The organism is Pseudomonas sp. GM80 (genome assembly GCF_000282515.1).
Taxonomy (GTDB): Bacteria; Pseudomonadota; Gammaproteobacteria; order Pseudomonadales; family Pseudomonadaceae; genus Aquipseudomonas.
Genome location: NZ_AKJD01000069.1, coordinates 21,906 through 47,033 on the forward strand (window position 1 = coordinate 21,906; position 25,128 = coordinate 47,033).

At 59.9% G+C, this 25,128-nt stretch carries 24 protein-coding genes; 18 read left to right on the top strand and 6 right to left on the bottom strand.

The window, feature by feature from the left end; genetic code table 11:
• Positions 1-28: 28 nt before the first annotated feature.
• Positions 29-679 (bottom strand): HAD family hydrolase, encoded by a 651-nt coding sequence (locus PMI37_RS12265; protein ID WP_008081168.1) that lies wholly within the window; start codon positions 677-679, stop codon positions 29-31.
• 29 nt (positions 680-708) lie between these two features.
• Positions 709-1,254: a gamma carbonic anhydrase family protein gene (locus tag PMI37_RS12270; protein ID WP_008081169.1), complete on the bottom strand. Its 546-nt coding sequence runs from the start codon at positions 1,252-1,254 to the stop codon at positions 709-711.
• Positions 1,255-1,342: 88 nt separating this feature from the next.
• Between PMI37_RS12270 and prlC the strand changes: the two genes are divergently transcribed.
• From prlC to PMI37_RS12285, 3 genes are all read left to right on the top strand, one after another.
• Positions 1,343-3,394 carry an oligopeptidase A gene (gene prlC, locus PMI37_RS12275; RefSeq protein ID WP_008081171.1) on the top strand — a complete coding sequence of 684 codons (2,052 nt, stop codon included), beginning with the start codon at positions 1,343-1,345 and terminating at the stop codon, positions 3,392-3,394.
• A complete protein-coding gene (locus PMI37_RS12280; protein ID WP_008081173.1) occupies positions 3,391-3,684 on the top strand; it encodes a YheV family putative zinc ribbon protein in 294 nt (97 codons plus the stop codon). Before prlC ends, PMI37_RS12280 begins: the two co-directional genes overlap by 4 nt.
• A gap of 113 nt (positions 3,685-3,797) precedes the next feature.
• Positions 3,798-5,843: a M3 family metallopeptidase gene (locus PMI37_RS12285; RefSeq protein ID WP_008081175.1), complete on the top strand. Its 2,046-nt coding sequence runs from the start codon at positions 3,798-3,800 to the stop codon at positions 5,841-5,843.
• Here PMI37_RS12285 and PMI37_RS12290 read toward each other — a convergent pair.
• Complete coding sequence (locus PMI37_RS12290) at positions 5,836-6,480, bottom strand: dual specificity protein phosphatase family protein (RefSeq protein ID WP_045123121.1); 645 nt, start codon at positions 6,478-6,480, stop codon at positions 5,836-5,838. The two genes, PMI37_RS12285 and PMI37_RS12290, sit on opposite strands and share 8 nt — an antisense overlap.
• A 300-nt stretch (positions 6,481-6,780) precedes the next feature.
• On the opposite strand from PMI37_RS12290, the gene PMI37_RS12295 reads away from it, so the two are divergent.
• From PMI37_RS12295 to PMI37_RS12320, 6 genes are all read left to right on the top strand, one after another.
• The gene (locus tag PMI37_RS12295; RefSeq protein ID WP_008081179.1) at positions 6,781-7,527 is read left to right on the top strand and encodes a gluconate 2-dehydrogenase subunit 3 family protein; all 747 of its coding nucleotides are present in this window, start codon (positions 6,781-6,783) and stop codon (positions 7,525-7,527) included.
• A 2-nt stretch (positions 7,528-7,529) separates the two neighbouring features.
• Positions 7,530-9,314, top strand: coding sequence for a GMC family oxidoreductase (locus PMI37_RS12300; protein ID WP_008081181.1), 1,785 nt, complete (start codon positions 7,530-7,532; stop codon positions 9,312-9,314).
• A gap of 12 nt (positions 9,315-9,326) precedes the next feature.
• Positions 9,327-10,628 carry a c-type cytochrome gene (locus PMI37_RS12305; protein ID WP_008081183.1) on the top strand — a complete coding sequence of 434 codons (1,302 nt, stop codon included), beginning with the start codon at positions 9,327-9,329 and terminating at the stop codon, positions 10,626-10,628.
• Between the two features lie 74 nt (positions 10,629-10,702).
• A complete protein-coding gene (locus tag PMI37_RS12310; RefSeq protein WP_008081184.1) occupies positions 10,703-11,761 on the top strand; it encodes a PA0069 family radical SAM protein in 1,059 nt (352 codons plus the stop codon).
• 237 nt (positions 11,762-11,998) lie between these two features.
• The gene (locus PMI37_RS12315; protein WP_008081186.1) at positions 11,999-12,727 is read left to right on the top strand and encodes a carbonic anhydrase; all 729 of its coding nucleotides are present in this window, start codon (positions 11,999-12,001) and stop codon (positions 12,725-12,727) included.
• 90 nt (positions 12,728-12,817) lie between these two features.
• Entirely contained in the window at positions 12,818-14,344 is a 1,527-nt protein-coding gene (locus tag PMI37_RS12320; RefSeq protein WP_008081189.1) for a SulP family inorganic anion transporter, read from the top strand.
• Positions 14,345-14,467: 123 nt separating this feature from the next.
• Here the strand turns inward: PMI37_RS12320 and PMI37_RS12325 are convergent, their stop codons facing one another.
• Positions 14,468-15,118, bottom strand: a complete 651-nt coding sequence (locus PMI37_RS12325; protein ID WP_008081191.1) for a hypothetical protein — start codon at positions 15,116-15,118, stop codon at positions 14,468-14,470.
• A gap of 369 nt (positions 15,119-15,487) precedes the next feature.
• Between PMI37_RS12325 and coxB the strand changes: the two genes are divergently transcribed.
• The 4 genes from coxB (at position 15,488) to PMI37_RS12345 (ending at position 19,893) form a co-directional block, all read left to right on the top strand.
• Complete coding sequence (gene coxB, locus PMI37_RS12330) at positions 15,488-16,615, top strand: cytochrome c oxidase subunit II (RefSeq protein WP_008081192.1); 1,128 nt, start codon at positions 15,488-15,490, stop codon at positions 16,613-16,615.
• Between the two features lie 82 nt (positions 16,616-16,697).
• Positions 16,698-18,284 carry a cytochrome c oxidase subunit I gene (ctaD, locus tag PMI37_RS12335; protein ID WP_008081194.1) on the top strand — a complete coding sequence of 529 codons (1,587 nt, stop codon included), beginning with the start codon at positions 16,698-16,700 and terminating at the stop codon, positions 18,282-18,284.
• Positions 18,285-18,428: 144 nt separating this feature from the next.
• Positions 18,429-18,980, top strand: coding sequence for a cytochrome c oxidase assembly protein (locus PMI37_RS12340; protein WP_008081196.1), 552 nt, complete (start codon positions 18,429-18,431; stop codon positions 18,978-18,980).
• A gap of 25 nt (positions 18,981-19,005) precedes the next feature.
• Positions 19,006-19,893, top strand: coding sequence for a cytochrome c oxidase subunit 3 (locus PMI37_RS12345; protein WP_008081199.1), 888 nt, complete (start codon positions 19,006-19,008; stop codon positions 19,891-19,893).
• Between the two features lie 9 nt (positions 19,894-19,902).
• On the opposite strand, the gene PMI37_RS12350 is transcribed toward PMI37_RS12345, so the two are convergent.
• Positions 19,903-20,106: a twin transmembrane helix small protein gene (locus PMI37_RS12350; protein WP_008081201.1), complete on the bottom strand. Its 204-nt coding sequence runs from the start codon at positions 20,104-20,106 to the stop codon at positions 19,903-19,905.
• Between the two features lie 71 nt (positions 20,107-20,177).
• Here PMI37_RS12350 and PMI37_RS12355 point away from each other — a divergent pair, with 71 nt between their 5' ends.
• From PMI37_RS12355 to PMI37_RS12375, 5 genes are read left to right on the top strand one after another with little or no spacing between them, the layout of a single operon-like run.
• A complete protein-coding gene (locus PMI37_RS12355; RefSeq protein ID WP_008081203.1) occupies positions 20,178-20,918 on the top strand; it encodes an SURF1 family protein in 741 nt (246 codons plus the stop codon).
• Positions 20,884-21,477 (top strand): hypothetical protein, encoded by a 594-nt coding sequence (locus PMI37_RS12360; protein WP_008081204.1) that lies wholly within the window; start codon positions 20,884-20,886, stop codon positions 21,475-21,477. The genes PMI37_RS12355 and PMI37_RS12360 overlap by 35 nt, the downstream gene beginning before the upstream one ends.
• A gap of 10 nt (positions 21,478-21,487) precedes the next feature.
• Positions 21,488-22,567, top strand: coding sequence for a COX15/CtaA family protein (locus PMI37_RS12365; protein ID WP_008081206.1), 1,080 nt, complete (start codon positions 21,488-21,490; stop codon positions 22,565-22,567).
• Positions 22,555-23,454: a heme o synthase gene (gene cyoE, locus PMI37_RS12370; RefSeq protein ID WP_008081209.1), complete on the top strand. Its 900-nt coding sequence runs from the start codon at positions 22,555-22,557 to the stop codon at positions 23,452-23,454. The genes PMI37_RS12365 and cyoE overlap by 13 nt, the downstream gene beginning before the upstream one ends.
• Entirely contained in the window at positions 23,451-24,086 is a 636-nt protein-coding gene (locus PMI37_RS12375) for an SCO family protein (protein WP_008081211.1), read from the top strand. Before cyoE ends, PMI37_RS12375 begins: the two co-directional genes overlap by 4 nt.
• A gap of 241 nt (positions 24,087-24,327) precedes the next feature.
• Here PMI37_RS12375 and PMI37_RS12380 read toward each other — a convergent pair whose 3' ends face one another.
• Positions 24,328-25,098 carry a MetQ/NlpA family ABC transporter substrate-binding protein gene (locus PMI37_RS12380; protein ID WP_008081212.1) on the bottom strand — a complete coding sequence of 257 codons (771 nt, stop codon included), beginning with the start codon at positions 25,096-25,098 and terminating at the stop codon, positions 24,328-24,330.
• Between the last annotated feature and the right edge of the window lie 30 nt (positions 25,099-25,128).

Consider the following 25,128-nt stretch of genomic DNA (forward strand, 5'->3'; position numbering starts at 1 on the left):
AGCTGGCTTGCCAGCGATAGCTTACTGATCAGCGCCGCAGAAAGGCCTGATGCATCTCATCCAGCGTTTCAAAGTGATAAGCCGGCGCCTCGGCATTCAGCTCTTCAAAACTGCCAAATCCATAACCGACCGCCGCCGCATCCAGCCCATTGCTGCGCGCACCGATCAGGTCGTGTTTGCGGTCGCCGATCATCAGCGTATTCGCCGGATCCAGCCCCTCTTCTTTCATCAGGTGCGCAATCAACTCGACCTTGTTGGTGCGCGTGCCATCCAGTTCGCTGCCGTAAATGACTTTGAAATGCCGGGCGAAATCAAAGTGCCGGGCGATCTCGCGGGCGAATATCCACGGTTTGGACGTCGCGATATACAGCTGCCGACCTTGGCCACCGAGGGTTTCCAGCAACGGTGTGACGCCATCAAACACGCGGTTCTCGTACAGGCCAGTGACCTTGAAACGCTCGCGATAGAAATTCACCGCTTCCCACGCCTTGGCCTCATCAAAGTCATAGAACTGCATGAACGCCTGCAACAGCGGCGGGCCGATGAAGTGTTCGAGCTTGGTCAGATCCGGCTCATCGATGCCGAGCTTGGCCAAGGCAAACTGAATGGAACGGGTGATGCCTTCACGCGGGTCGGTTAGGGTGCCATCGAGGTCAAACAGTACGGTTTGGTAATGCATGGGAATTCCTGGGCAGTCGCCAATTCAGTTCAGAGTGTGTCGTAGCCTTCGGCCAGATGCAGATCCTTGAGCTTCACGTAATTGGCGGCGCTGTAGGTAAAGAAGGCTTTTTCCTTGTCGGTAAGCGGGCGGATCTGTTTCACCGGGCTACCGACATACAGGAAGCCGCTTTCCAGGCGCTTGCCCGGCGGCACCAGGCTGCCGGCGCCGATGATCACGTCGTCTTCAACCACCGCGCCGTCCATGACGATGCTGCCCATGCCGATCAGCACGCGGCTGCCGACGCTGCAGCCATGCAGCATGACTTTGTGGGCGATGGTCACGTCGTCGCCGATCAGCAGCGGAAAGCCGTCAGGGTTGAACGGGCCGGCGTGAGTGATGTGCAACACGCAGCCGTCCTGCACGCTGGTGCGCGCACCGATGCGGATGCGGTGCATGTCGCCACGGATCACGGTCAGCGGCCAGACCGAGCTGTCTGCGCCGATTTCGACGTCGCCAATCACCACCGCCGAGCTGTCGACAAATGCGCCTTTGCTCAGGCTGGGGGTGTGATTCTGGTACTTGCGAACGGACACGATAATTTCTCTCTCTGTCGCCGATAGCTGCGGTGAATGCCGATTGTAATTAAGATGGGGCAATGTTTCCCCAGCCAAGGTGCCAACCGTGAGCGTGAACAACCCTCTGCTGCAGTCCTACGACCTGCCACCGTTCTCCACGATCCGTGCCGAACACGTCCTGCCAGCCATTGAAACCATCCTGGCCGACAACCGCGCCGCCATCGCCGAAATCCTCAAGACCCAAGTGCAGAACCCGACGTGGGCCGGCCTGGTACTGGCGATGGACGAACTCAATGATCGCCTCGGCGCTGCCTGGAGCCCGGTCAGCCACCTCAACGCCGTGTGCAACAGCGCCGAACTGCGTGAAGCCTACGAATCGTGCCTGCCAGCCCTGAGCGCCTACTCCACCGAGATGGGCCAGAACCGCGAGCTGTTCCAGGCTTATGAAGCCCTGGCCAACAGCCCGCAAGCCGCAGGTTTCGACGTGGCGCAGAAGACTATTCTGGAACACGCCCTGCGTGACTTCCGTCTGTCGGGTATCGACCTGCCGGAAGCCGAACAGAAACGCTACGCCGAAGTGCAAAGCAAACTGTCCGAGCTGGGCAGCCGCTTCTCCAACCAGCTGCTCGACGCCACTCAGGCGTGGACCAAGCACGTCACCGACGAAGCCGCCCTCGCCGGCCTGACCGATTCGGCCAAGGCGCAAATGGCCGCCGCTGCTCAGGCCAAAGGCCTCGATGGCTGGCTGATCACCCTGGAATTCCCGAGCTACTACGCGGTGATGACCTACGCGCAAGACCGTGCGTTGCGTGAAGAAGTCTACGCCGCCTACTGCACCCGCGCCTCGGATCAAGGCCCGAACGCCGGCCAGAACGACAACGGCCCGGTGATGGAAGAGATCCTCGACCTGCGTCAGGAACTGGCCAAGCTGTTGGGCTTCGCCAGCTTCTCCGAGCTGAGCCTGGCGACGAAAATGGCCGACTCCAGCGATCAGGTATTGAGCTTCCTGCGCGATCTGGCCAAGCGCAGCAAACCGTTCGCCGCGCAGGATCTGCAACAGCTGCGCGCCTACGCCTCCGAACAGGGCTGCGCCGATCTGCAAAGCTGGGACAGCGGTTTCTACGGCGAGAAGCTCCGTGAACAACGCTACAGCGTCGCTCAGGAAACCCTGCGCGCCTACTTCCCGATCGATAAAGTGCTAGGCGGATTGTTCGCCATCGTTCAGCGTCTGTACGGCATCGAAATCGCCGAACAGAAAGGCTTCGACACCTGGCACCCGGATGTTCGCCTGTTCGAGATCAAGGAAAACGGCCAGCACGTCGGCCGCTTCTTCTTCGACCTCTACGCCCGCGCCAACAAGCGTGGCGGTGCGTGGATGGACGGCGCCCGCGATCGTCGTCGCACCATTGACGGCGTTCTGCAAAGCCCGGTGGCCAATCTGGTGTGCAACTTCACCCCGGCCGACAGCGGCAAACCTGCGCTGCTGACCCACGATGAAGTGACCACGCTGTTCCACGAATTCGGGCATGGCCTGCACCACCTGTTGACCCGCGTTGATCACGCCGGTGTTTCCGGGATCAACGGCGTGGCGTGGGACGCGGTCGAGCTGCCAAGTCAGTTCATGGAAAACTGGTGCTGGGAGCCGGAAGGCCTCGCGCTGATTTCCGCTCACTACGAAAGCGGTGAGCCGCTGCCGCAGGATCTGCTGGAAAAAATGCTCGCAGCGAAGAACTTCCAGTCCGGCCTGATGATGGTCCGTCAGCTGGAATTCTCGCTGTTCGACTTCGAACTGCACGCCACCCACGGTGACGGCCGCACTGCCGCGCAGGTGCTCGAAGGCGTGCGTGACGAGGTGTCGGTGATGCGTCCGCCAGCCTACAACCGCTTCCCGAACAGCTTCGCGCACATCTTCGCCGGCGGTTATGCGGCGGGTTACTACAGCTACAAGTGGGCTGAAGTGTTGTCGGCCGATGCCTTCTCGAAATTCGAAGAAGACGGCGTGCTCAACGCAGACACCGGTCGCGCCTTCCGCGAAGCGATTCTGGCGCGCGGCGGTTCGCAGGCACCGATGGTGCTGTTCGTCGACTTCCGTGGCCGTGAGCCGTCGATTGACGCACTGTTGCGCCACAGCGGCCTGAGTGAGGACGCGGCAGCATGAGTGACGGGCCTGTGATTACCAAGAAACGCTTTATCGCCGGGGCGGTCTGCCCGGCGTGCAGCGAGCCGGACAAGTTGATGATGTGGAACGAAGACAGCGTGCCGCACCGTGAATGTGTGGCTTGCGGTTACTCCGACACGCTCAACGAGCAAGGGCTGTCGGTGCCAAAGGAGCTGGGCACGCGGGTCAACACCAGCGCGAGCAGCAAACCGGCACCGGACAAGACTGTGCAAGCGGTACAGTTTTTTCCCAACCCGAAGCTGAAGAAAAAGCCTGACGAGCAACACTGACGGCTAACCCACCTTTCACCGATTTTTCGGTGAAAGGTGGTAACTATGTACCACCCTTCCCCTGCGCTTCCTGATTAGGCTGGCTCTTTCAGCCATCCTTCAAGGAAGACGTCATGCCTGATTCCAATCCGCTGTTACAACGCTGGACGCTGCCTCCGTGGTCGACCGTGCGTGGCGAACATCTGCTGCCCGCGATTACCGCGATCGTGACCAATAACCAGCAAATCATTGAGCAAGTAATCGCCAGCCAGACCGAACAGCCGAACTGGGATGATGTGATCCTTGCCGTTGATGAAGCCGATGCCAGATTGGCGGAAACCATGGCGGTGATCGAATACCTTTCGATTGGGAAATCCGCTGATAGCGCGTGGGAAAAAGCCAGCGCACAGTGCAGCCAGATCGCCGGGCAGTACCGGACTGACAAGTTGGCGAGCGTGCCGTTGTTCCGTACGTTTCAACGCTTGGAAAACAGTGCGGCTGCCAGCCATTTCGATGCCGCGCGCAAAGCATCACTGGCGAAAATCGTGCGCGGGTTTCGCTTGTCCGGGGTTGAGTTACCGGCGGCACCACAGGAGAAGCTGGCACGTTTGAATCGCCTTATCGGCCTGCTCGAACAACTGTTTTCAAGCCAGATCGAACTCGCCAATGCCGCGTGGATCAAGCACATCACCGATGTCACGTTGCTCGCCGGTCTCAGCCCGCACAGTCAGGCGCAACTGGCGCTCAAGGCCAGGCAAGCCGGGCTCGACGGCTGGCTGCTCACGCTGGACCAGCACACTTGCCAGCAAATCATGACCTACGCTCGCGACCGTGCCTTGCGCGAGGAATACTTCATTGCCTGGAGCACCCGCGCTTCCGATCAGGGCCCGCAGGCGGATCAGTTCGATAACGAGCCGGTGTTGAGCTTGCTGCTGGCGTTGCGTCACGAGAAAGCCCAAGTGCTGGACTTCAACAATTTCGCCGAGTTGCGCCTCGACAACCGGGTGATCACCAACACCACTCAGGTCAGCGCCTTTCTGCGCCAGCAGGTAGCGCTGGCGAAACCTTTGCTGGAGCAGGAGGCGCAAACGCTGCGAACGTTCGCCGATCAGCAGGGCTTCGGGACGATTCAGGCGTGGGATGCGGATTTTCTCGCCGAGCAACTACGTGTGCAGCAACTGGACGGCGCCCTGCAGGGCTTACGCCAGTACTTCCCGCTGGAAAGCACGTTGCGCGGGTTATGCCGGTTCAGCGAACACCTGTTCGGTATCGCGATTCGCGAGCAACTCACGTTTGATCGCTGGCATGAGCAGGTGCGCCTGTTCGAGGTCAGTGAGCACGACCAGGTAATCGGGCACATCTATCTGGATCCGTATGCGGCTGAGAATGCGCCCGACTATGCCTGGACAGGCACCGTGCGTAATCGGCGAATCAATGCCGAAGGGCGCTTGGCGACGCCGATAGCCGTGCTGTCGAGCAATTTCACCGCCCCGACGACTGAGCACCCGTGCCTGCTTTCGCATCACGATCTGCGGGTGCTGCTCCATGAATTCGGGCATTGCCTGCAACAGGTGCTGACGCGCTCGCCGCACTTCAATTTGTCAGGCATTTCACAATTCGCCCGCGATAGCGCCGAATTCACCGGGCAGTTGTTTGAGCAATGGTGTTTGTCGCAGGAGTTTCTCTTGTGGCTGGCAGCTCACCATCAAACGGGGGAGCGTCTGACCGCAGAGCGGGTCAACACCGCACTGACCGCGCTTGAGGCACAGACCAGCAGGGCCACGGCGATGTTGCTGATGGGGGCGTTACTGGATTTTGAATTGCACCAAAGCCACGGCGACGGCCGCAGTATTGCGCAGGTATTCGAGGCGGTGCAGCGCGAATTTCCCACGCTACAAATGCCGGACTATTGCCGGTTCGCCAACAGCTTCGATTATCTGGCCACCGGCTACGAAGCCTCGGTGTATGCCTACAAATGGTCAGGCGTGCTGGCGACCGAGGCGTTCAAACGTTTTCAGCACGATGGCGTGTTCAACCCGCACACCGGGCGGGCGTTTCGCGAAGCGTTTTTATCCGGCGATTCGTCTTCGCTACTGAGCGCCATGCAAATGTTCCTCGGTCAGCCCGTCAGCCTTGAACCCACGGCAGTCGAAGGCGAATTGAACCCTGCGCTTACTTGAGATTCACCGACTGCAACCAACTCTTCATCGAGCAGGTAGCGAATGCGCTGGTGCTGCAATCACCATTGGCCAGCGCCGTGCGCAGTTTGTCGACATCAGCCTGCATCACGTAGCGCACGCTGTCGCGAAAGTGGCCGCTCTCGCCGAATCCGCCTTGGGTCATTTCGCTCAAGGCGTCCTCTTTGCTCCAGCCTTGCACCACCACACGGTACATGGCGGCCATCAGGCCCGTGCGGTCGGAGCCGTGTTTGCAATGCATCAGCACCGGGCCGTTGGCTTCAGCAGCCTGAATGGCGCGCAGGGCTTTGAGGACATCGGCGTCGTCGACGTGGTTGGTGCGATACGGCAGTTGTACTTGATTGATGCCCGGCTCCGACAGCCAGTTGCTGTCCGCTTCCGGGAGGAAGTTGATCACCGTGGCGACCTTGAGATTTTTCAGCAGCGGCACCGCGCCGCCATCGGGTAATGCGCTGCGATAGAGCGTTGGCGACATCTGGAACAAGTTGTATTGCGCCTCGACCGGCTGCGCCCATTCAGTCGGACGAACAGCCGTTGCCGACGCGGCATGGGCCGGCATCCAGGGCAGCAGCACTACAAGCGATAAACACAAAGCAGAGAACAAACGCACTTGGGACATGCTGGTGACCGTGTCGTGATTCATCGGTGAGAGGAACCACAGCTTCGATGTTCGGCGGTCAAAGCCCCGTGAGCCTTTTGTAAAAGAATCGTCAATCAGCGCTGTTTCATGGCGTACAGCCAACAAAACCGCTCTTTTTTCCACTGAATCGGTTCATCCCGAAGCTTAGCCTGCTACCATTTGTCACACGATGTTGCAGACGCGTCGCCCTTTTCCGGGTCATCCGGCCGCGTCGCGACGAAAAATCCTCAAGCCGTTCGCAGAAACGGTTACCCCCTGATGCCTGATGAGGTGCACCCCATGTCTGATGAAAGTCGAGACAACCCGCGGCGTGAGTTTTTGCGCAAATCCCTGACCCTGATCCCGGTGGTCACCCTGGCCGGTACCGGTCTGGGCAGCAGCGTGCTGCAAGCGGCGCCCGCAGCCGCGCCTGCTGCACCGGCCGCGCAAGCCGCTCGCGCTGACGCCAGCGCGTATCAGCCGAATTACTTCACCGCCGAAGAATGGGCGTTCATCAATGCCGCCGTCGCGCAATTGATCCCCAACGATGCCCAAGGCCCAGGCGCGCTCGAAGCCGGCGTGCCGGAATACATCGACCGGCAGATGAACACGCCGTACGCCGCCGGCGCCCTCTGGTACATGCAAGGCCCGTTCAACGCCGACGCCGCTCCGGAAATGGGCTGGCAGAGCAAACTGGTGCCCAAAGAGATCTATCGCCTCGGCATCGCCGCCACGGATCAGTGGGCAAAATCCCTCAACGGTAAAGTATTTGCTGAGCAAGACAGCGCTACCCGAGACGATTTGCTCAAGCAACTTGAAGCCGGCAAACCACAGTTCGATGCGGTTCCGGCGAAGATTTTCTTCAATCTGCTGCTGCAAAACACCAAGGAAGGGTTCTTCTGCGACCCGATCCACGGTGGCAATAAAGGCATGGTCGGCTGGACCATGATCGGCTTCCCCGGCGCCCGCGCCGATTTCATGGATTGGGTGGAACGCAACGAGCAATACCCCTTCCCGGCAGTTTCGATTCGCGGCGAGAGGGCGTAAGCATGGCAACGGTAATGAAGAAGGTTGACGCAGTCATCGTCGGTTTCGGCTGGACTGGCGCAATCATGGCCAAGGAACTGACCGAAGCAGGTCTCAATGTGCTGGCGCTGGAGCGCGGGCCGATGCAGGACACTTACCCCGACGGCAACTATCCACAGGTGATCGACGAACTCACCTACAGCGTGCGTAAAAAACTCTTTCAAGACATCTCCAAAGAGACCGTCACCATTCGCCACAGCGTCAACGACATCGCCCTGCCGAACCGCCAGTTGGGCGCGTTCCTGCCGGGCAACGGCGTCGGCGGTGCCGGCCTGCACTGGTCGGGCGTGCACTTCCGGGTCGACCCGATCGAGTTGCGCATGCGTAGCCACTACGAAGAGCGCTACGGCAAAAGCTTCATCCCCAAGGACATGACCATCCAGGACTTCGGCGTCAGCTATGAAGAGCTGGAGCCGTTTTTCGATTTCGCTGAGAAAGTCTTCGGCACCTCCGGCCAGGCCTGGACCGTGAAAGGTCAACTGGTGGGTCAGGGCAAGGGCGGCAACCCATACGCGCCCGATCGCTCCAACCCGTTCCCGCTGGAAGCGCAGAAGAATACGGTGTCCGCACAGCTGTTCGGCAAAGCGGCTACAGAAGTCGGTTACAAACCCTACAACCTGCCGTCCGCGAATACGTCGGGGCCGTACACCAACCCTTACGGCGCGCAGATGGGTCCGTGCAACTTCTGCGGTTTCTGCAGCGGTTATGTTTGCTACATGTACTCCAAGGCTTCGCCGAACGTGAACATTCTGCCGGCGCTGAAACCGCTGCCGAATTTCGAGCTGCGCGCCAACGCCAACGTGCTGCGGATCAACCTCGACAGCACCAAGAGCAAAGCCACCGGCGTCACCTACGTCGACGGCCAGGGCCGCGAGATCGAGCAACCGGCGGATCTGGTGATCCTCAGCGCGTTCCAGTTGCACAACGTGCGTTTGATGCTGCTCTCCGGCATCGGCAAACCGTACGACCCGAAGACTGGCGAAGGCGTGATCGGGCGTAACTTCGCCTACCAGAACATGGCGACCATCAAGGCGTTCTTTGACAAGGACACCCACACCAACAACTTCATCGGCGCTGGCGGCAATGGCGTGGCGCTGGACGACTTCAACGCCGACAACTTCGACCACGGCCCGCACGGCTTCGTCGGCGGCTCGCCGATGTGGGTCAACCAGGCCGGCAGCCGGCCGATTGCCGGCACCTCGAACCCGCCGGGCACCCCGGCCTGGGGCAGTGACTGGAAACGCGCGACCGCCGATTACTACACCCACCAGGTGTCGATGGACGCCCACGGCGCGCATCAGTCCTACCGTGGCAACTACCTCGACCTCGATCCGGTGTACCGCGATGCCTACGGTTTGCCGCTGCTGCGGATGACCTTCGACTGGCAGGAAAACGACATCAAGATGAACCGTTTCATGGTCGAGAAAATGGGCAAGGTTGCCGAAGCGATGGGCCCGAAAGCCATTGCGGTGATCGGCAAGAAAGTCGGCGACCACTTCAACACTGCGTCCTACCAGACTACCCACCTCAACGGTGGCGCGATCATGGGCACCGATCCGAAGACCAGCGCGCTGAACCGTTACCTGCAGAGCTGGGACGTGCATAACGTCTTCGTTCCGGGCGCCTCGGCGTTCCCGCAAGGCCTGGGCTACAACCCGACCGGACTGGTGGCTGCACTGACCTACTGGTCGGCAAAAGCGATCCGCGAGCAGTACCTGAAAAACCCCGGCCCGCTGGTTCAGGCTTAAGGAGCGATGACCATGAAAAATTTCGTTATCGCCACCCTGGCGCTGCTCGGCAGTGCCTCAATCCACGCGGCTGAGGCTGATCAAAGTTTGATCAAACAAGGCGAATACCTCGCCCGCGCCGGTGACTGCGTCGCCTGCCATACGGCCAAGGGCGGCAAGCCGTTCGCCGGTGGTCTGCCGATGGAAACGCCGATCGGCACGATCTATTCGACCAACATCACCCCGGATAAAACCGGCGTCGGTGAATACAGCTTCGAGGACTTCGATCAGGCCGTTCGCCATGGCGTCGCCAAAAACGGTAGTACGTTGTACCCGGCGATGCCTTATCCGTCCTACGCGCGTGTCAGCGAAACCGACATGCAGGCGCTGTATGCGTACTTCATGCATGGCGTAGAACCGGTCGCGCAAGAGAACAAGGCCAGCGATATTCCGTGGCCGTTGAGCATGCGTTGGCCATTGATGGGCTGGCGCTGGATGTTTGCGCCGAAGGTCGAGGACTACCAAGCAACCAGTGCCGACCCGGTGATCGACCGAGGGGCGTATCTGGTTGAGGGCCTCGGCCATTGCGGCGCCTGCCACACGCCACGTGCGCTGACCATGCAGGAAAAATCCTTAAGCGCGGCCGATGGCAGCAACTTCCTCGCCGGCAGTGCGCCGCTGGAAGGCTGGATCGCCAAGAGTCTGCGCGGCGATCACAAGGACGGGCTCGGCGGCTGGAGCGAAGAGCAACTGGTGCAATTCCTCAAGACCGGTCGCAGCGATCGCAGCGCGGTGTTCGGCGGCATGAGTGATGTGGTCACCCACAGCATGCAATACATGACCGACGCCGACCTGACCGCCATCGCCCGCTACCTCAAGTCGCTGCCGGCCAATGACCCAAACGATCAACCGCATCAGTACGACGAGAAAGCCGCCAAAGCCCTGTGGAACGGCGACGACAGCCAACGCGGTGCCTCGGTGTACATCGACAACTGCGCGGCGTGTCACCGCACCGATGGTCACGGCTACACGCGAGTGTTCCCGGCCCTGGCTGGCAATCCGGTGCTGCAATCGGAAGACCCGACCTCGCTGATTCACATCGTGCTCAAGGGCGGCACCCTGCCGGCGACGCACACCGCGCCTTCTACTTTCACCATGCCGGGTTTCGCCTGGCGTTTGTCGGATCAGGAAGTGGCAGACGTGGTGAGTTTTATTCGTGGCAGTTGGGGCAACAAGGGTGCGCCGGTGAAGGCTGCTGATGTTGCCGAGCTGCGCAAGGAGGATATGAAACACACCTCCAGCGATGATCTCGGTCAGGTAACACAGCACAACTGACCAGTCGCCCGACGGCACTAGCCAGATGCGCAACGCCCCGATACTGTGTACATATACAGTATCGGGGCGTTTTCATGTCTACTCCATTGCCACCTCGCGGTCGCGGCACCGCGACCAACCCGCACAACCGCTTTGCACCGAATCGTTCGGTGGCCGAGGACGACGGCTGGTATCAGGAAGTGCCCGAAACACAGAACACCGAGGTGATGATCGAAACCGCGAAAACCATCATTACCCGTAACACTTCGCCGGATCTGCCCTTCGATCGCTCGATCAATCCCTACCGCGGCTGTGAACACGGCTGTATCTATTGCTACGCGCGGCCCAGCCATGCCTATTGGGACATGTCGCCGGGGCTGGATTTCGAAACCCGGCTGATCGCCAAGACCAACGCCGCTCAGGTATTGGAAGAACAACTGAGCAAACGCGGTTATCAATGTGCGCCGATCAATCTGGGCTCCAACACCGATCCGTATCAGCCGATCGAGCGCGAACACAAAATCACCCGGCAGATCCTCGAAGTGCTGCTGCGCTACAAGCATCCGGTGACCATCGTCACCAAAGGCTCGCTGATCTTGCGTGATCTCGACCTGCTCACCGAGCTGGCGCAGCAGCGGCTGGTAGCGGTGATGATCAGCCTGACCACGCTGGACGATGAACTCAAACGCATTCTGGAACCGCGCGCGGCGGCGCCCAAGGCGCGATTGCGCGCTATTCGGGTAATGCGCGAAGCAGGGATTCCGGTCGGTGTGCTGTGTTCGCCGATGATTCCGATGATCAACGACAGCGAGATCGAAAACCTGCTCAACGAGGCCCACGCCGCCGGCACGCAAAGTGCCGCCTACATGATGTTGCGTCTACCGCTGGAAGTGGCGCCGCTGTTCGAAGAGTGGCTGCAGGCGCACTATCCGCAACGGGCGGCGCATGTCTTGAGCCTGATCCGTCAGAGCCGTGGCGGCGAGCTGTACGACAGTCGTTTTGGCGCACGCATGCGCGGCGAAGGAGTGTTTGCCGATCTGTTGGCTCAGCGGTTTTCGAAGGCGATTAAACGTCTTGGTCTGAATCATCGCGAAGGCTACAACCTCGATTGCACAGCCTTCTGTCCGCCGGGTCGCCAGATGTCGTTGATTTAGCGACAATTAGCTCTGGGTTGAGGGGTTGGAATCCTTCCGTCGAAAGTCGCCAGTCACGTTTTTTGTGACCTGGAACACACGTTCTAGAGCGTTTGATTCAGTTTGAGTTAAGTTTCGGCGGCTACCTTGTTCATCGAGTGACTGACCGGTCGGGATGACCGGGATAGTTTAAACAGCCACTGGCTTCATACCGGAATACCGGGGAAGATTCCCTGAATCCGTCAAAGAGGATGAATCATGAGTGATAAGGATAAACAGCCGCTGGCTGCGTCGGCGCAAACCCCAGAAGCGGAATCCGCCGATGCAGCGCTGCGCCAGATCGTAGATGGCTTTTTGCATTTTCATCATGAGGTTTTTCCGCAGCAGGAAGAACTCTTCAAGAAACTCGCCACGGCCCAGTCGCCAAAAGCGATGTTCATCACCTGCGCCGACTCGCGCATCGTCCCCGAGCTGATCACCCAAAGCTCGCCTGGCGACCTGTTCGTGACCCGTAACGTCGGCAACGTTGTCCCGCCTTACGGCCAGATGAACGGCGGCGTGTCCACCGCGATCGAATACGCGGTATTGGCCCTCGGCGTGCAGCACATCATCATCTGCGGCCACTCCGATTGCGGCGCCATGCGTGCGGTGCTCAACCCGGACAGCCTGGAAAAAATGCCGACGGTCAAAGCCTGGCTGCGCCACGCCGAAGTCGCGAAAACCATGGTGCATGACAACTGTCACTGCGCCGACGAAAAAGAAAGCATGCCGATCCTCACCGAGGAAAACGTCATCGCCCAGTTGCAGCACTTGCGTACCCATCCTTCGGTAGCCTCGCGCATGGCGAACGGTCATTTGTTCATCCATGGCTGGGTCTACAACATCGAAACCAGCGAAATCAAAGCTTACGACGCGGATCAGGGACGCTTCCTGCCGCTCGATGGCAGCCATCCGATTCCGGTGGCGACGCCCAAAGCGCGCTTCTAAATCCTCCTAAACATCTGTGTGGTTTGACGCCGGTCGCTGATTCAGCGACCCGGCCTTGCCATGCCTGAAGAAAACTTCGGGAGAATCGCCATGCGTGCGGCTCAATTGAAAGCGGTGTTGCCACGGGAGCTGCTCGCTTCAGTGGTTGTGTTTCTGGTCGCCCTGCCGCTGTGCATGGGCATTGCGATTGCCTCAGGGTTGCCGCCGGCCAAGGGTCTGATCACCGGCATCATCGGTGGTCTGGTGGTCGGTTGGCTGGCGGGTTCGCCGTTGCAGGTCAGTGGGCCAGCGGCGGGTCTGGCGGTGTTGGTCTTTGAACTGGTGCGCCAGCACGGCATCGAGATGCTCGGGCCGATTCTGCTGCTCGCCGGTTTTCTGCAACTGGTGGCCGGGCGCTTGAAGCTCGGTTGCTGGTTTCGGGTCACGGCGCCAGCGGTGGTCTATGGGATGCTGGCGGGGATTGGTGTGTTGATCGTGCTGTCACAGGTGCACGTGATGCTCGATGCGTCACCGAAACCTTCAGGGCTGGATAACCTCACGGCGTTCCCGGCAGCCGTGGCGCAAGCGCTGCCGTCGTTCGGCTGGCAGGCCGGGTTGCTCGGGCTGTCGACGATTGCGGTGATGTGGTTGTGGGAGAAGTTTCGCCCGCATTCGCTGCGCTTCGTGCCCGGGGCATTGCTCGGTGTCGGCCTGGCGACAGGGGCGAGTCTGCTGCTGGCGTTACAGGTGAAACGCGTTGAAGTACCGGCGAACCTGGCGGAAGCGATTGATTGGCTCAGGCCTGCCGATCTGCTCAGCCTGGCTGACCCGACGCTGTTGATCGCGGCGTTCGCCGTGGCATTTATCGCCAGTGCGGAAACCCTGTTGTCTGCCGCCGCGGTGGATCGAATGCACAGCGGTGTGCGCTCGGACTTTGACCGTGAACTGTCGGCGCAAGGTATCGGCAATATGCTCTGCGGCCTGGTCGGCGCGCTGCCGATGACCGGGGTCATCGTGCGCAGTTCGGCCAACGTTCAGGCCGGTGCGACCACGCGTTACTCGACGATCTTCCATGGCCTGTGGCTGCTGGCGTTCGTGCTGTTGCTGTCGAGCGTGCTGCAAAGCATTCCGGTGGCGAGTCTGGCGGGGGTGCTGGTGTATACCGGTTTCAAACTGGTCGACCTCAAGGCATTTCGTGGTCTGGGTCGTTACGGACGGATGCCGATGTTCACTTACGCGGCTACGGCGCTGGCGATCATCTTCACAGACCTGCTGACGGGTGTGCTGATCGGTTTCGGTATGACCCTGCTGAAACTGGCGTTCAAGGCTTCGCGGTTGAAGATCAGCCTGATCGATCTGCCGCAGGAAGGCGAAATGGAGTTGCGTCTGGTCGGCGCGGCGACCTTCCTCAAGGTGCCGGCGCTGACGCAGGTGCTGGGCAGCATTCCGCTGGGCACGACGGTGCATGTGCCGCTCAATAACCTGAGCTACATCGACCATTCGTGTCTGGAGTTGCTGGAGGAGTGGGGCCGGGCGAATGCGGCGAAGGGCTCGAAACTGTTGATCGAGTCGCGGGGGTTGAAGCGCAGGCTTGAAGGGCGGATTCGCACAACAACAGGCATCGGTGCAGCCGGATAAATTTGCTGGCTGAACTCAACCGCTGTAGGAGCTGCCGCAGGCTGCGATCTTTTGATCTTGATTGTAAAAAACAAGGTCAAAAGATCGCAGCCTGCGGCAGCTCCTACATTGGATCGTGTGAACTCAGGCGGCGGGCTGGTCGAGTTCCAGGCCCACGCCCAGGCGGCGGCCCATGCACGGCCAGCGTTTCCACGCGGCGCCGGTGTCCGGACTGCTGAGTTTGTCGCGGTAGGCTTCTACCGATTCCAGGGCAAAACTCTCGTCGTTGAGCATCTCGTCGATGGCGTGATGCACCGCTTCGTCCAGTTGGTTGGCAAATTCCTCACCGATCAATTGGTGAGCAATCAAGTTGGCGACCGTCATGTCCAGGGGGATCAATGGCTGGCCGAAATGCTTGATGTACAGGTCGTTGACCTCTTCGACAAAACGGTGCGCCAGGTAGGCTTCGTCGAGCAGGCTGTCCAGGCCAACGTGCCCGGCCATGATGGCCGGCGGCTGGAGGAAATACTGCTCGGCGATTTTCAGCACCGGTTTGATCTGCGATTCGATTCCCGCTTCCCTGGCGACTTCATTGGCTGCGTCCAGCAGGTCCGGCACTTCATCGATGTAGGCGGCGACAAAACGCGTCAGCACACCATTGGCGTCGGCTTCCGGTAACTGGATCGACGGGTGTAGATGCGGCAGCTTGCTTTCCAGCTGACGGGTCAGCAGGCCAGTGTCTTTCTCATGTTGTTGGGCTGTTTGGATCTGCTCGCGCAATGCGGCGGTGTTCATGAAAACTCCAGGAAACAAGGCAATGAAATAGGGAAGACATAAGTTAGCTGGCTTACGAAAAATGCTAAGACGCATTTGTCATAATTATTTCATCCTTGATGCAACTGCGTTATATCGATTTGCCACCACTCGTCTGCATCCTTCTCCATTCGTGCCCTCGAATGCAAGCACCCGCTGTTTCAGATCATTTACTTCAGCACATTGCATTTCTCAGCCGCTGACTATACTCGCCAGTGAATGGAGTTAGCTGATGACGCCCGACTGCACCCGCAGCAAGGCCCGGCGATTCAAGTTCGTAGTCTGATGCAGCCGCTCCCTTGCCGCAGGCGAAAGCCGGCGGGATAACAAGAACGATAAGGGGAACCCGCAATGATGCGACATCCACACGTCTGGATGGGCCTCCTGTTGTGGTCGATTTTCAGTCCGGCACACGCTGCCTGGACTGTGAATATGGCGCCTGGAGCGACTGAAATCAGTCACGCAGTATTCGACCTGCACATGACCATTTTCTGGATCTGTGTGGTGATCGGGATCATCGTCTTCGGCGCCATGTTCTGGTCGATGATGGTGCACCGCCGTTCTACCGGGCAGGTCGCCGCAAAATTCCACGAAAGCACCACCGTCGAAATTCTCTGGACCGTCGTACCGTTTCTGATTCTGGTGGCGATGGCCGTGCCGGCGACTGCCACCCTGATCAAGATGTACGACACCAGTGAGCCGGATATCGATATCCAGATCACCGGCTATCAGTGGAAGTGGCACTACAAATACCTGGGGCAGGACGTCGAGTTCTTCAGCAACCTGGCCACCCCCGCCGAGCAGATCCACAACAAGGAAGCCAAGGGCGAGCACTACTTGCTCGAGGTCGATAAGCCGTTGGTGTTGCCGACCGGGGCCAAGGTGCGCTTCCTCGTGACCTCCGCCGACGTTATCCACTCGTGGTGGGTGCCGGCCTTCGCAGTTAAACGCGATGCGATTCCTGGGTTCGTCAACGAAGCGTGGACGCGCATCGACAAGCCCGGAATTTACCGTGGCCAGTGCGCCGAACTGTGCGGCAAGGATCACGGCTTCATGCCGATCGTGGTCGAGGTCAAGGACAAGGCCGACTACGACAAATGGCTTGCCGAGCGCAAAGCCGAAGCCGCGCAGCTTAAAGAGCTGACCAGCAAGGAATGGACGCTCGACGAACTCAAGGAACGCGGCGACAAGATCTATCACACCACCTGCGTCGCCTGTCACCAGGCCGAAGGTCAGGGCCTACCGCCAATGTTCCCGGCGCTCAAGGGCTCGAAAATCGCCACCGGCCCGAAAGAAGGCCACTTGAGCATTGTCTTCCACGGCAAGCCCGGTACCGCCATGGCGGCGTTCGGCAAGCAGCTGTCGGAAGTAGATATCGCAGCGGTCGTGACTTACGAACGTAACGCCTGGGGCAACAACAAGGGCGACATGGTCACGCCAAAAGAAGTGCTGGAGCTGAAACAGGCGGAAAGCAAATGAGCCGGTCTATCGCGTACTTCGTGAAACGGCCGGGGCAACGCGCCCCGGCCCGCCCCGCCCACTCACGTAAAGGAGACCGGCCATGAGCGCTGTCATCGATGACCACGGTCATGCCGACCACGCCCACGGCCCCGCCAAAGGCCTGATGCGCTGGGTGCTGACCACCAACCACAAGGACATCGGCACGCTGTACCTGTGGTTTGCGTTCTGCATGTTCTTGCTCGGCGGTACGTTCGCGATGGTGATTCGCGCCGAGCTGTTCCAGCCGGGGCTGCAAATCGTCGAGCCGGCGTTCTTCAACCAGATGACCACCATGCACGGTCTGGTGATGGTCTTCGGTGCGGTGATGCCGGCCTTCGTCGGTCTCGCCAACTGGATGATCCCGTTGATGATCGGCGCGCCGGACATGGCCCTGCCGCGGATGAACAACTTCAGCTTCTGGCTGTTGCCGGCGGCATTCCTGATCCTCGTCTCGACCCTGTTCACCCCCGGTGGCGGGCCGAACTTTGGCTGGACGTTCTATGCGCCGCTGTCGACGACCTACGCGCCGGAAAGCGTGACCTTCTTCATCTTCGCCATCCACTTGATGGGGATCAGTTCGATCATGGGCGCGATCAACGTCGTCGCGACCATTCTCAACCTGCGCGCCCCCGGCATGACGCTGATGAAAATGCCGCTGTTCGTCTGGACCTGGCTGATCACCGCGTTTCTGCTGATCGCGGTGATGCCGGTACTCGCCGGGTGCGTAACGATGATGCTGATGGACATCCACTTCGGCACCAGTTTCTTCAGTGCGGCCGGTGGCGGTGACCCGGTGTTGTTCCAGCATGTGTTCTGGTTCTTCGGGCATCCCGAGGTGTACATCATGATTCTGCCGGCATTCGGCGCCGTCAGCTCGATCATCCCGACCTTCTCGCGCAAGCCGCTGTTCGGCTACACCTCGATGGTCTATGCGACGGCGAGCATTGCCTTCCTGTCGTTCATCGTCTGGGCGCACCACATGTTCGTGGTCGGCATTCCGCTGGTGGGCGAGCTGTTCTTCATGTACGCGACGCTGCTGATCGCGGTGCCGACCGGGGTGAAGGTGTTCAACTGGGCCAGCACCATGTGGCAAGGCTCGCTGACCTTCGAAACGCCGATGCTGTTTGCCGTGGCGTTCGTGATCCTGTTCTCCATCGGCGGATTCTCCGGACTGATGCTGGCCATCGCCCCGGCGGACTTCCAGTACCAGGACACCTACTTCGTGGTCGCGCACTTCCACTACGTGCTGGTGCCGGGGGCGATCTTCGGGATCTTCGCGTCGACCTATTACTGGCTGCCGAAATGGACCGGCCACATGTACGACGAAACCCTCGGCAAGCTGCATTTCTGGCTGTCGTTTGTCGGCATGAACCTGACCTTCTTCCCGATGCACTTTGTCGGGCTGGCGGGGATGCCGCGACGGATTCCGGACTACAACCTGCAGTTCGCCGACTTCAACATGGTCTCGTCGATTGGCGCGTTCATGTTCGGTGCGACGCAGATTTTCTTCCTGTTCATCGTGATCAAAACCATTCGCGGCGGCCCGCCAGCACCGGCCAAACCGTGGGATGGTGCGGAAGGTCTGGAGTGGAGCGTGCCGTCACCGGCGCCGTACCACACCTTCACCACACCGCCGGAAGTGAAATGAACACCATCAGTCCTGTGACAAACCCTGTGGGAGCTGCGGTGCGACGATTCGACTTGCCAGCGATAGGGCCAGCGCAGTGTGTCAGGCAGGCAGCCATCGCTGGCAAGCCAGCTCCCACAAGGATTCATGTGGAGGCTGAAAATCATGGCTGACTCGATCTCGCTGAAAAAACTGGTCACCCGTCTGCTCGGTGTAGTGGTGGCGATGTTTGTCTTCGGCTTTGCCCTGGTGCCGATCTACGACGTGATGTGCAAAGCCTTCGGCATCAACGGCAAGACCGCCGGGCAGTACGAGGGCGAGCAAGTGGTCGACACTTCGCGCCAGGTACGCGTGCAGTTTCTGTCGACCAACACCGCCGACATGCCTTGGGATTTCTACCCCAAGCATGACGAACTCACCGCCAATCCCGGCGCAGTCAACGAAATGATCTTCATCGCGCGCAACCCCACCGACAAACCGATGAGCGCGCAAGCCGTGCCGAGCATCGCGCCGAGTAACGCGGCGGCGTATTTCCACAAGACCGAATGCTTTTGCTTTACCCAGCAGGTGCTGCAGCCCGGTCAGCAGATCGAGATGCCAGTGCGTTTCATTGTTGATCGCGACATGCCCAAGGAAGTGAAGCACCTGACGCTGTCCTACACGCTGTTCGATATCACCGCCCGACATCCGCCGGTGGCTGCAAACACTGGCGGTTGAGCGTGCCCGATAAGGAGAACAATAAATGGCAACTCATGAGCATTATTACGTTCCGCCGCAAAGCAAATGGCCGATCATCGCGACCTTCGGCATGGCCATCACCGTGTATGGCCTCGCTACGTGGTTCAACGATCTGAAGGCAGCGCGCCCGGAATCCCACGGCCCGTACATCTTTTTCGTCGGTGGCCTGTTACTGGCGTACATGCTGTTCGGCTGGTTCGGCGCGGTGATCAAGGAAAGCCGCGCGGGCCTCTATAGCGCGCAGCTGGATCGCTCGTTCCGCTGGGGCATGAGTTGGTTCATCTTCTCCGAGGTGATGTTCTTCGTCGCCTTCTTCGGCGCGCTGTTTTACGTGCGCCACGTCTCCGGCCCGGCGCTCGGCGGGGAAGGTACCAAAGGCATCGCGCACATGCTGTGGCCGAACTTCCAGTTCACCTGGCCGCTGCTGCACACGCCGGATCCGAAACTGTTCCCGCCGCCCAAGGACGTCATCAGCCCGTGGGGCCTGCCGCTGATCAACACGATTTTGCTGGTCAGCTCCAGCGTGACCATCACCATCGCCCACCATGCCTTGAAGAAGGGCCATCGCGGTGCGCTGAAAATCTGGCTGGCGATCACCGTGTTGCTTGGCTGCGCGTTTCTCGGTTTTCAGGCTGAGGAATACATTCACGCCTACCACGAACTGGGCCTGACCCTCGGTTCGGGCATTTATGGCGCGACGTTCTTCATGCTCACCGGTTTCCACGGCGCTCACGTGACAATCGGCACGATCATTCTGTTTGTGATGCTGATGCGCATCATGAAGGGCCACTTCGACAACGAGCACCAGTTCGGTTTCGAAGCGGCGAGCTGGTATTGGCACTTCGTCGACGTGGTGTGGATCGGCCTGTTTATCTTCGTTTACGTACTCTGAGGAACAACCCTACCAAGGTGCATGCGAGACCAAATGGCCGCTGTAAAAGCCCCAGGCGATCAAGCCGACGGTGCCAGCGGCCAGTGCCACCCGAACACTCAAGGCGATGACCAGGCGATTGGAACTGCTGTCGTCCTTGACCAGGAAAAACAGGCCGCTGAACAGGCTGATCACCGTGGCAATCAGCATCAGGACGATCGCTGTTTTGAGCATGGGAAGAACTCCGGGGGACAGGCGATGCAGTTGAGTATAGCGATCGCAACGACTGACTTTGTGGCACGGCCATGAAGCGCTTTCGTCCGGGCGTGATTCCAACCGTGGTGGTGGCGTTGTTGCTGCCGCTGCTGGTGTCGCTGGGCTTTTGGCAACTGAGCCGTGGCGCGGAGAAAACCGCCCTGCTCGCCAGTTACGCCGAACGTCGTGCGGCCGAGCCGATGGCCAGCACTGAGTTGCTGAACAGCGCCGATCCGGCGTATCGCCGCGTGCATCTGCACGGCCAGTTCGATGCCGCGCACAGTCTGCTGCTGGATAACCGCCAACGTAACGGCAAAGTCGGCGTCGAGTTGCTGCAACCGTTTCAGGATCAACGCAGCGGTCTGTGGCTGCTGGTCAACCGCGGCTGGTTGCCGTGGCCGGATCGCCGCGTACCGCCGCAATTCACCACGCCCACAGAGTCGTTGAATGTCGATGCCTGGGTCTACGTCGCCCCCGGCGCCACTTTCCAGTTGCACGCTGATCCAGTCAGCAGCACTTGGCCGCAAACCATCACTGCCGTCGAACCCGCCAAGCTGTGGCAAACCCTCGACCGCGACGGCTTCGCCTACGAATTACGCGCCGAACCCGGCCCGGCCAGCTACGAGGCCGATTGGCCGGTGGTTGCGATGGGCCCGGAAAAACACCTCGGTTACGCCGTGCAGTGGTTCGCCATGGCCACCGCCCTGCTCGGCCTCTACGTCTATTTGGGCTTGCACAACGCAAAGGAGAAACACCATGGGAACGGCCATGAATCCACCCAGCATGTCTGAGGCGAAACCTGCCGCCAGCCGCCGTCGCGGGCGCGTTCAGTTGCTGCTGATTGTGCTCGGCGTGATCGGCCCGATGGTGCTCGCCACCGGCATGTACAAGTTGCAGTTCTGGGTACCGGAAGGTCGCAGCTATCACGGTGAACTGATCGGCAACGGCCAGACCCGCGCCGACCTCGGCGTGCAGGCCGACGAGGATCGTTGGCAGATCCTGGTCACCGCGCCGAAAGATTGCGCGGTGGATTGCCAGCAACTGGTGTATCTGGCGCGGCAGATCCAGATCGGTCTGGGCCGCGATGCCGGCCGCGCCAGCCATGCCCTCGCCGCTGCTCAACCGGTCAGCGCTGATTACGACGCCAAGCTCAACCGCGAATATCCACAGCTGCAACGCTACCCGCTGGACGCCGCTGTGTTCAGTAAAACCACGGGCGACAAAGCCACGCCGCAACTGTGGATCATCGACCCCCACGGCAATCTCGTGCTGCGTTATGAGCCGAATGTGAAGGGCAAGGATCTGCTCAACGACCTGCGTCACCTGCTGAAACTGTCGAACATCGGATAAGGGCATCGTCATGGCCAAACCTGGATTTCGCCTCGCGCTGTTTGCCACCCTGCTGGCGCTGATTGTGGTGCTGCTCGGCGCCTATACGCGCCTGACCCACGCCGGCCTCGGCTGTCCGGACTGGCCGGGCTGCTACGGTTTTATCAGCGTGCCGAAAAGCGAAGCCCAACTGGCCCATGCCGAACTGCATTACCCCGACTCGCCCGTGGAGGCGCACAAGGGCTGGAACGAGATGATCCACCGCTACTTCGCCGGCACCCTCGGCCTGCTCGTTTCGATTCTGGCCGGGCGCGCGTGGGTTAACCGTCGTCATCCGGGGCAGCCGTTGAAGCTGCCACTGTTTCTGCTGGCGGTGGTGTTTGCCCAAGCAGCGTTCGGCATGTGGACGGTGACGCTCAAACTCTGGCCGCAGGTGGTCACCGGGCATTTGCTCGGCGGTTTTGCGACGTTGAGTCTGCTGTTTTTGCTGACGTTGAGATTGTCCGGCGTGCTGCCGGCGCTGACCGTGCCCAAGCGTTTGCAGTATTGGGCGACGGCGGGATTGTTGTTGGTGATTGGCCAGATCGCGCTGGGTGGCTGGGTCAGTTCCAACTACGCGGCGGTGGCGTGTATCGACTTCCCGACCTGCCACGGGCAGTGGTTGCCGCCAGCGGATTTCGCTAATGGATTTCACCTGACTCAACACATCGGCCCGAATTATCTCGGCGGGCAACTCGACAGCGATGCGCGCACGGCGATTCACCTGACTCATCGTATCGGCGCGTTGCTGGTGACGTTGGTGCTGCTCGGTCTCGCCTGGCAACTAAAAGTGGTTGGCATGACGCGGTTGGCCGGTCTGGTTCTCGTCGCCCTCGCGGCGCAAATCACCCTCGGCATCAGCAACGTGTTGTTCCATCTGCCGCTGCCAGTGGCGGTCGCGCATAACGCCGGCGGGGCCGCGCTGTTGTTGACCATGGTGCTGGTCAATTATCACGCGCGCACCAGTCTGGTTCGGGTCAAGCAACCGGTGCTTGCACGCTGGCGCCTGAGCCCGCGCAAACACGCGGCCGCGCCCATCACTATTAAAGGAGAAACGCCGTGGCGATTCTGATTGGCGAACGTCCGCATCAGGCGATCTGGCGTGATTATCTGGAACTGACCAAACCGAAAGTCGTGGTGCTGATGCTTATCACCTCGCTGGTCGGCATGTTCCTCGCGACCCGCGCCGGGGTGCCATGGACGGTGCTGGTGTTCGGCAATCTGGGGATTGCGCTATGTGCCGGCGGCGCGGCAGCGGTCAATCATGTGGTCGATCGGCGCATCGATGCAGTGATGGCGCGTACGCATAAACGGCCGTTGGCTGAAGGTCGGGTTTCGCCTGCAGCAGCGCTGACCTTTGCATTGGCATTGGCGCTGCTTGGTCAGGCGTTGTTGCTGGCTTTCACCAATCCGCTGACGGCGTGGCTAACGCTCGCTTCGCTGCTCGGTTACGCGGTGATCTACACCGGTTTCCTCAAACGTGCGACGCCACAGAACATCGTCATCGGTGGCCTCGCCGGCGCCGCCCCGCCACTGCTCGGCTGGACGGCTGCCACCGGCCATGTCAGCGCCGAACCGTTGTTGCTGGTGCTGATCATCTTCGCCTGGACGCCGCCGCACTTCTGGGCGCTGGCGATTCACCGCAAAGAGGAATACGCCAAGGCCGACATACCGATGCTGCCGGTCACCCACGGCGAGCACTACACCAAAGTGCACATTCTGCTGTACACCTTCGCGCTGCTGGCGGTGAGTCTGCTGCCGTACGTGATCCACATGAGCGGCGTGCTCTACCTGATTTGCGCGCTCGCTCTGGGCGCAAGGTTTCTGCAATGGGCCGTGGTGCTGTACCGTGGCACTCGGCCGCACGCGGCGATCAACACCTTCAAGTACTCTATTTGGTACTTGTTTCTGCTGTTCATCGCCCTGCTCGTAGACCACTACTTACTGTTGAACCTATGACTCGAACCCAGAAAACCGTCTTCATCCTCGTCGCCGTGATCGCGCTGATCCTGGGACTTACCGTTAACAAAGTGCTGAGCGGCAAGGGCCAGGGCGACCCGACGGCGCTGATCGATGCAGGCATTATTCTGCTGCCGCAGAGCAGGAATCTACCGGACGTAACAATGACCGATCAGGACGGCAAACCGGTGGCGATCAATGAGTTGAAAGGTAAGTGGAGTTTGCTGTTCTTTGGCTACACCTTCTGCCCGGACATCTGCCCGACTACCCTCGCACAGCTGCGCCAGATCAAGAGTGAACTGCCGAAGGACGCTGTGGATAAATTGCAGATCGTGCTGGTCAGCGTTGACCCGAACCGCGATAACCCGAAGCAGTTGAAGCAGTATCTGGGCTACTTTGATCCGCAGTTCATTGGCTTGACGCCGACTTCGATTGAAGAGCTGCAGAAGGTGGCGAATGCGGTGAGTATTCCGTTTATTCCGGCGGATACCAGTAAGCCGAATTACACCGTCGACCATAGCGGCAATCTGGCAGTGATCGGGCCGGACGGGACGCAGCGGGGGTTTATTCGTGCGCCGCTGAACAACGCCAAACTGGTGGCGCAACTCCCGGTGATGCTAAACCGCAAATAAGTCACCAATGGACGCACCGAGAACCCTTTGTGGCGAGGGGATTTATCCCCGATGGACGGCGCAGCCGTCCCAATACCCCTGAATGCAGCACACCAGTTAGCGCGCAAATGCTGCATTTGGGGCTGCTGCGCAGCCCATCGGGGATAAATCCCCTCACCACAAATTTAGTGCTACCGGAGCGATATTTCAGACACAAAAAAGGGACGCCAGTGGCGTCCCTTTTTCGTTACAGCAATCTAAATCAGAACGCCGGCAATACCGCGCCTTTGTACTTCTCGGTAATGAATTTCTTCACTTCCGGGCTGTGCAGTGCTGCAGCGAGTTTCTTCATCGCGTCGCTGTCCTTGTTGTCCGGGCGGGACACGAGGATGTTCACGTATGGCGAGTCGTTACCTTCGATCACCAGCGCATCCTTGGACGGATCGAGCTTGGCTTCCAGCGCGTAGTTGGTGTTGATCAGCGCCAGATCGACCTGGGTCAGCACGCGCGGGATGGTCGCGGCTTCCAGTTCACGGATCTTCAGGTCTTTCGGGTTAGTCGCGATGTCTTTGACGCTCGACAGGATGTTGGTCGGATCCTTCAGCGTGATCACGCCAGCCTTGGCCAGCAGCAACAGGGCACGGCCGCCGTTGGTGGCGTCGTTCGGAATCACCACGTTGGCGCCGCTTGGCAGATCCTTCAGATCCTTGAGCTTGCTCGAATAAGCGCCCAGCGGCTCCAGGTGCACACCGGTCACGGCGACAAGGTTAGTGCCCTTGGCCTTGTTGAACTCATCGAGGTACGGCTGGTGCTGGAAGAAGTTGGCGTCCAGACGCTTTTCAGCGACCTGTACGTTCGGCTGAATGTAGTCGGTGAAGACCTTGACCTTCAGCTCCACGCCTTCTTTGGCCAAGGCTGGTTTCACGAACTCGAGGATTTCTGCGTGCGGCACCGGGGTGGCAGCAACGGTCAGGGTTTCGGCATGGGCCGAGAATGCTGCAACGGCAGCAAAAGCAGCGATCAGTTTTTTCATTCAGCTAACTCCTTTTCAAAGCGCCCGTCT

Bases quoted from the DNA above. Each gene is read 5' to 3' on its own strand.
- PMI37_RS12290 (WP_045123121.1), bottom strand. From the start codon at position 6,480: ATGTCCCAAGTGCGTTTGTTCTCTGCTTTGTGTTTATCGCTTGTAGTG.
- PMI37_RS12295 (WP_008081179.1), top strand. From the start codon at position 6,781: ATGTCTGATGAAAGTCGAGACAACCCGCGGCGTGAGTTTTTGCGCAAA.
- PMI37_RS12340 (WP_008081196.1), top strand. From the start codon at position 18,429: ATGGCTGACTCGATCTCGCTGAAAAAACTGGTCACCCGTCTGCTCGGT.
- PMI37_RS12265 (WP_008081168.1), bottom strand. From the start codon at position 679: ATGCATTACCAAACCGTACTGTTTGACCTCGATGGCACCCTAACCGAC.
- PMI37_RS12325 (WP_008081191.1), bottom strand. From the start codon at position 15,118: ATGAACACCGCCGCATTGCGCGAGCAGATCCAAACAGCCCAACAACAT.
- ctaD (WP_008081194.1), top strand. From the start codon at position 16,698: ATGAGCGCTGTCATCGATGACCACGGTCATGCCGACCACGCCCACGGC.
- PMI37_RS12365 (WP_008081206.1), top strand. From the start codon at position 21,488: ATGGCCAAACCTGGATTTCGCCTCGCGCTGTTTGCCACCCTGCTGGCG.
- PMI37_RS12320 (WP_008081189.1), top strand. From the start codon at position 12,818: ATGCGTGCGGCTCAATTGAAAGCGGTGTTGCCACGGGAGCTGCTCGCT.
- PMI37_RS12350 (WP_008081201.1), bottom strand. From the start codon at position 20,106: ATGCTCAAAACAGCGATCGTCCTGATGCTGATTGCCACGGTGATCAGC.
- PMI37_RS12375 (WP_008081211.1), top strand. From the start codon at position 23,451: ATGACTCGAACCCAGAAAACCGTCTTCATCCTCGTCGCCGTGATCGCG.
- PMI37_RS12305 (WP_008081183.1), top strand. From the start codon at position 9,327: ATGAAAAATTTCGTTATCGCCACCCTGGCGCTGCTCGGCAGTGCCTCA.
- PMI37_RS12315 (WP_008081186.1), top strand. From the start codon at position 11,999: ATGAGTGATAAGGATAAACAGCCGCTGGCTGCGTCGGCGCAAACCCCA.
- coxB (WP_008081192.1), top strand. From the start codon at position 15,488: ATGATGCGACATCCACACGTCTGGATGGGCCTCCTGTTGTGGTCGATT.
- PMI37_RS12310 (WP_008081184.1), top strand. From the start codon at position 10,703: ATGTCTACTCCATTGCCACCTCGCGGTCGCGGCACCGCGACCAACCCG.
- PMI37_RS12300 (WP_008081181.1), top strand. From the start codon at position 7,530: ATGGCAACGGTAATGAAGAAGGTTGACGCAGTCATCGTCGGTTTCGGC.
- PMI37_RS12380 (WP_008081212.1), bottom strand. From the start codon at position 25,098: ATGAAAAAACTGATCGCTGCTTTTGCTGCCGTTGCAGCATTCTCGGCC.
- PMI37_RS12355 (WP_008081203.1), top strand. From the start codon at position 20,178: ATGAAGCGCTTTCGTCCGGGCGTGATTCCAACCGTGGTGGTGGCGTTG.
- PMI37_RS12360 (WP_008081204.1), top strand. From the start codon at position 20,884: ATGGGAACGGCCATGAATCCACCCAGCATGTCTGAGGCGAAACCTGCC.
- PMI37_RS12285 (WP_008081175.1), top strand. From the start codon at position 3,798: ATGCCTGATTCCAATCCGCTGTTACAACGCTGGACGCTGCCTCCGTGG.
- PMI37_RS12345 (WP_008081199.1), top strand. From the start codon at position 19,006: ATGGCAACTCATGAGCATTATTACGTTCCGCCGCAAAGCAAATGGCCG.
- PMI37_RS12280 (WP_008081173.1), top strand. From the start codon at position 3,391: ATGAGTGACGGGCCTGTGATTACCAAGAAACGCTTTATCGCCGGGGCG.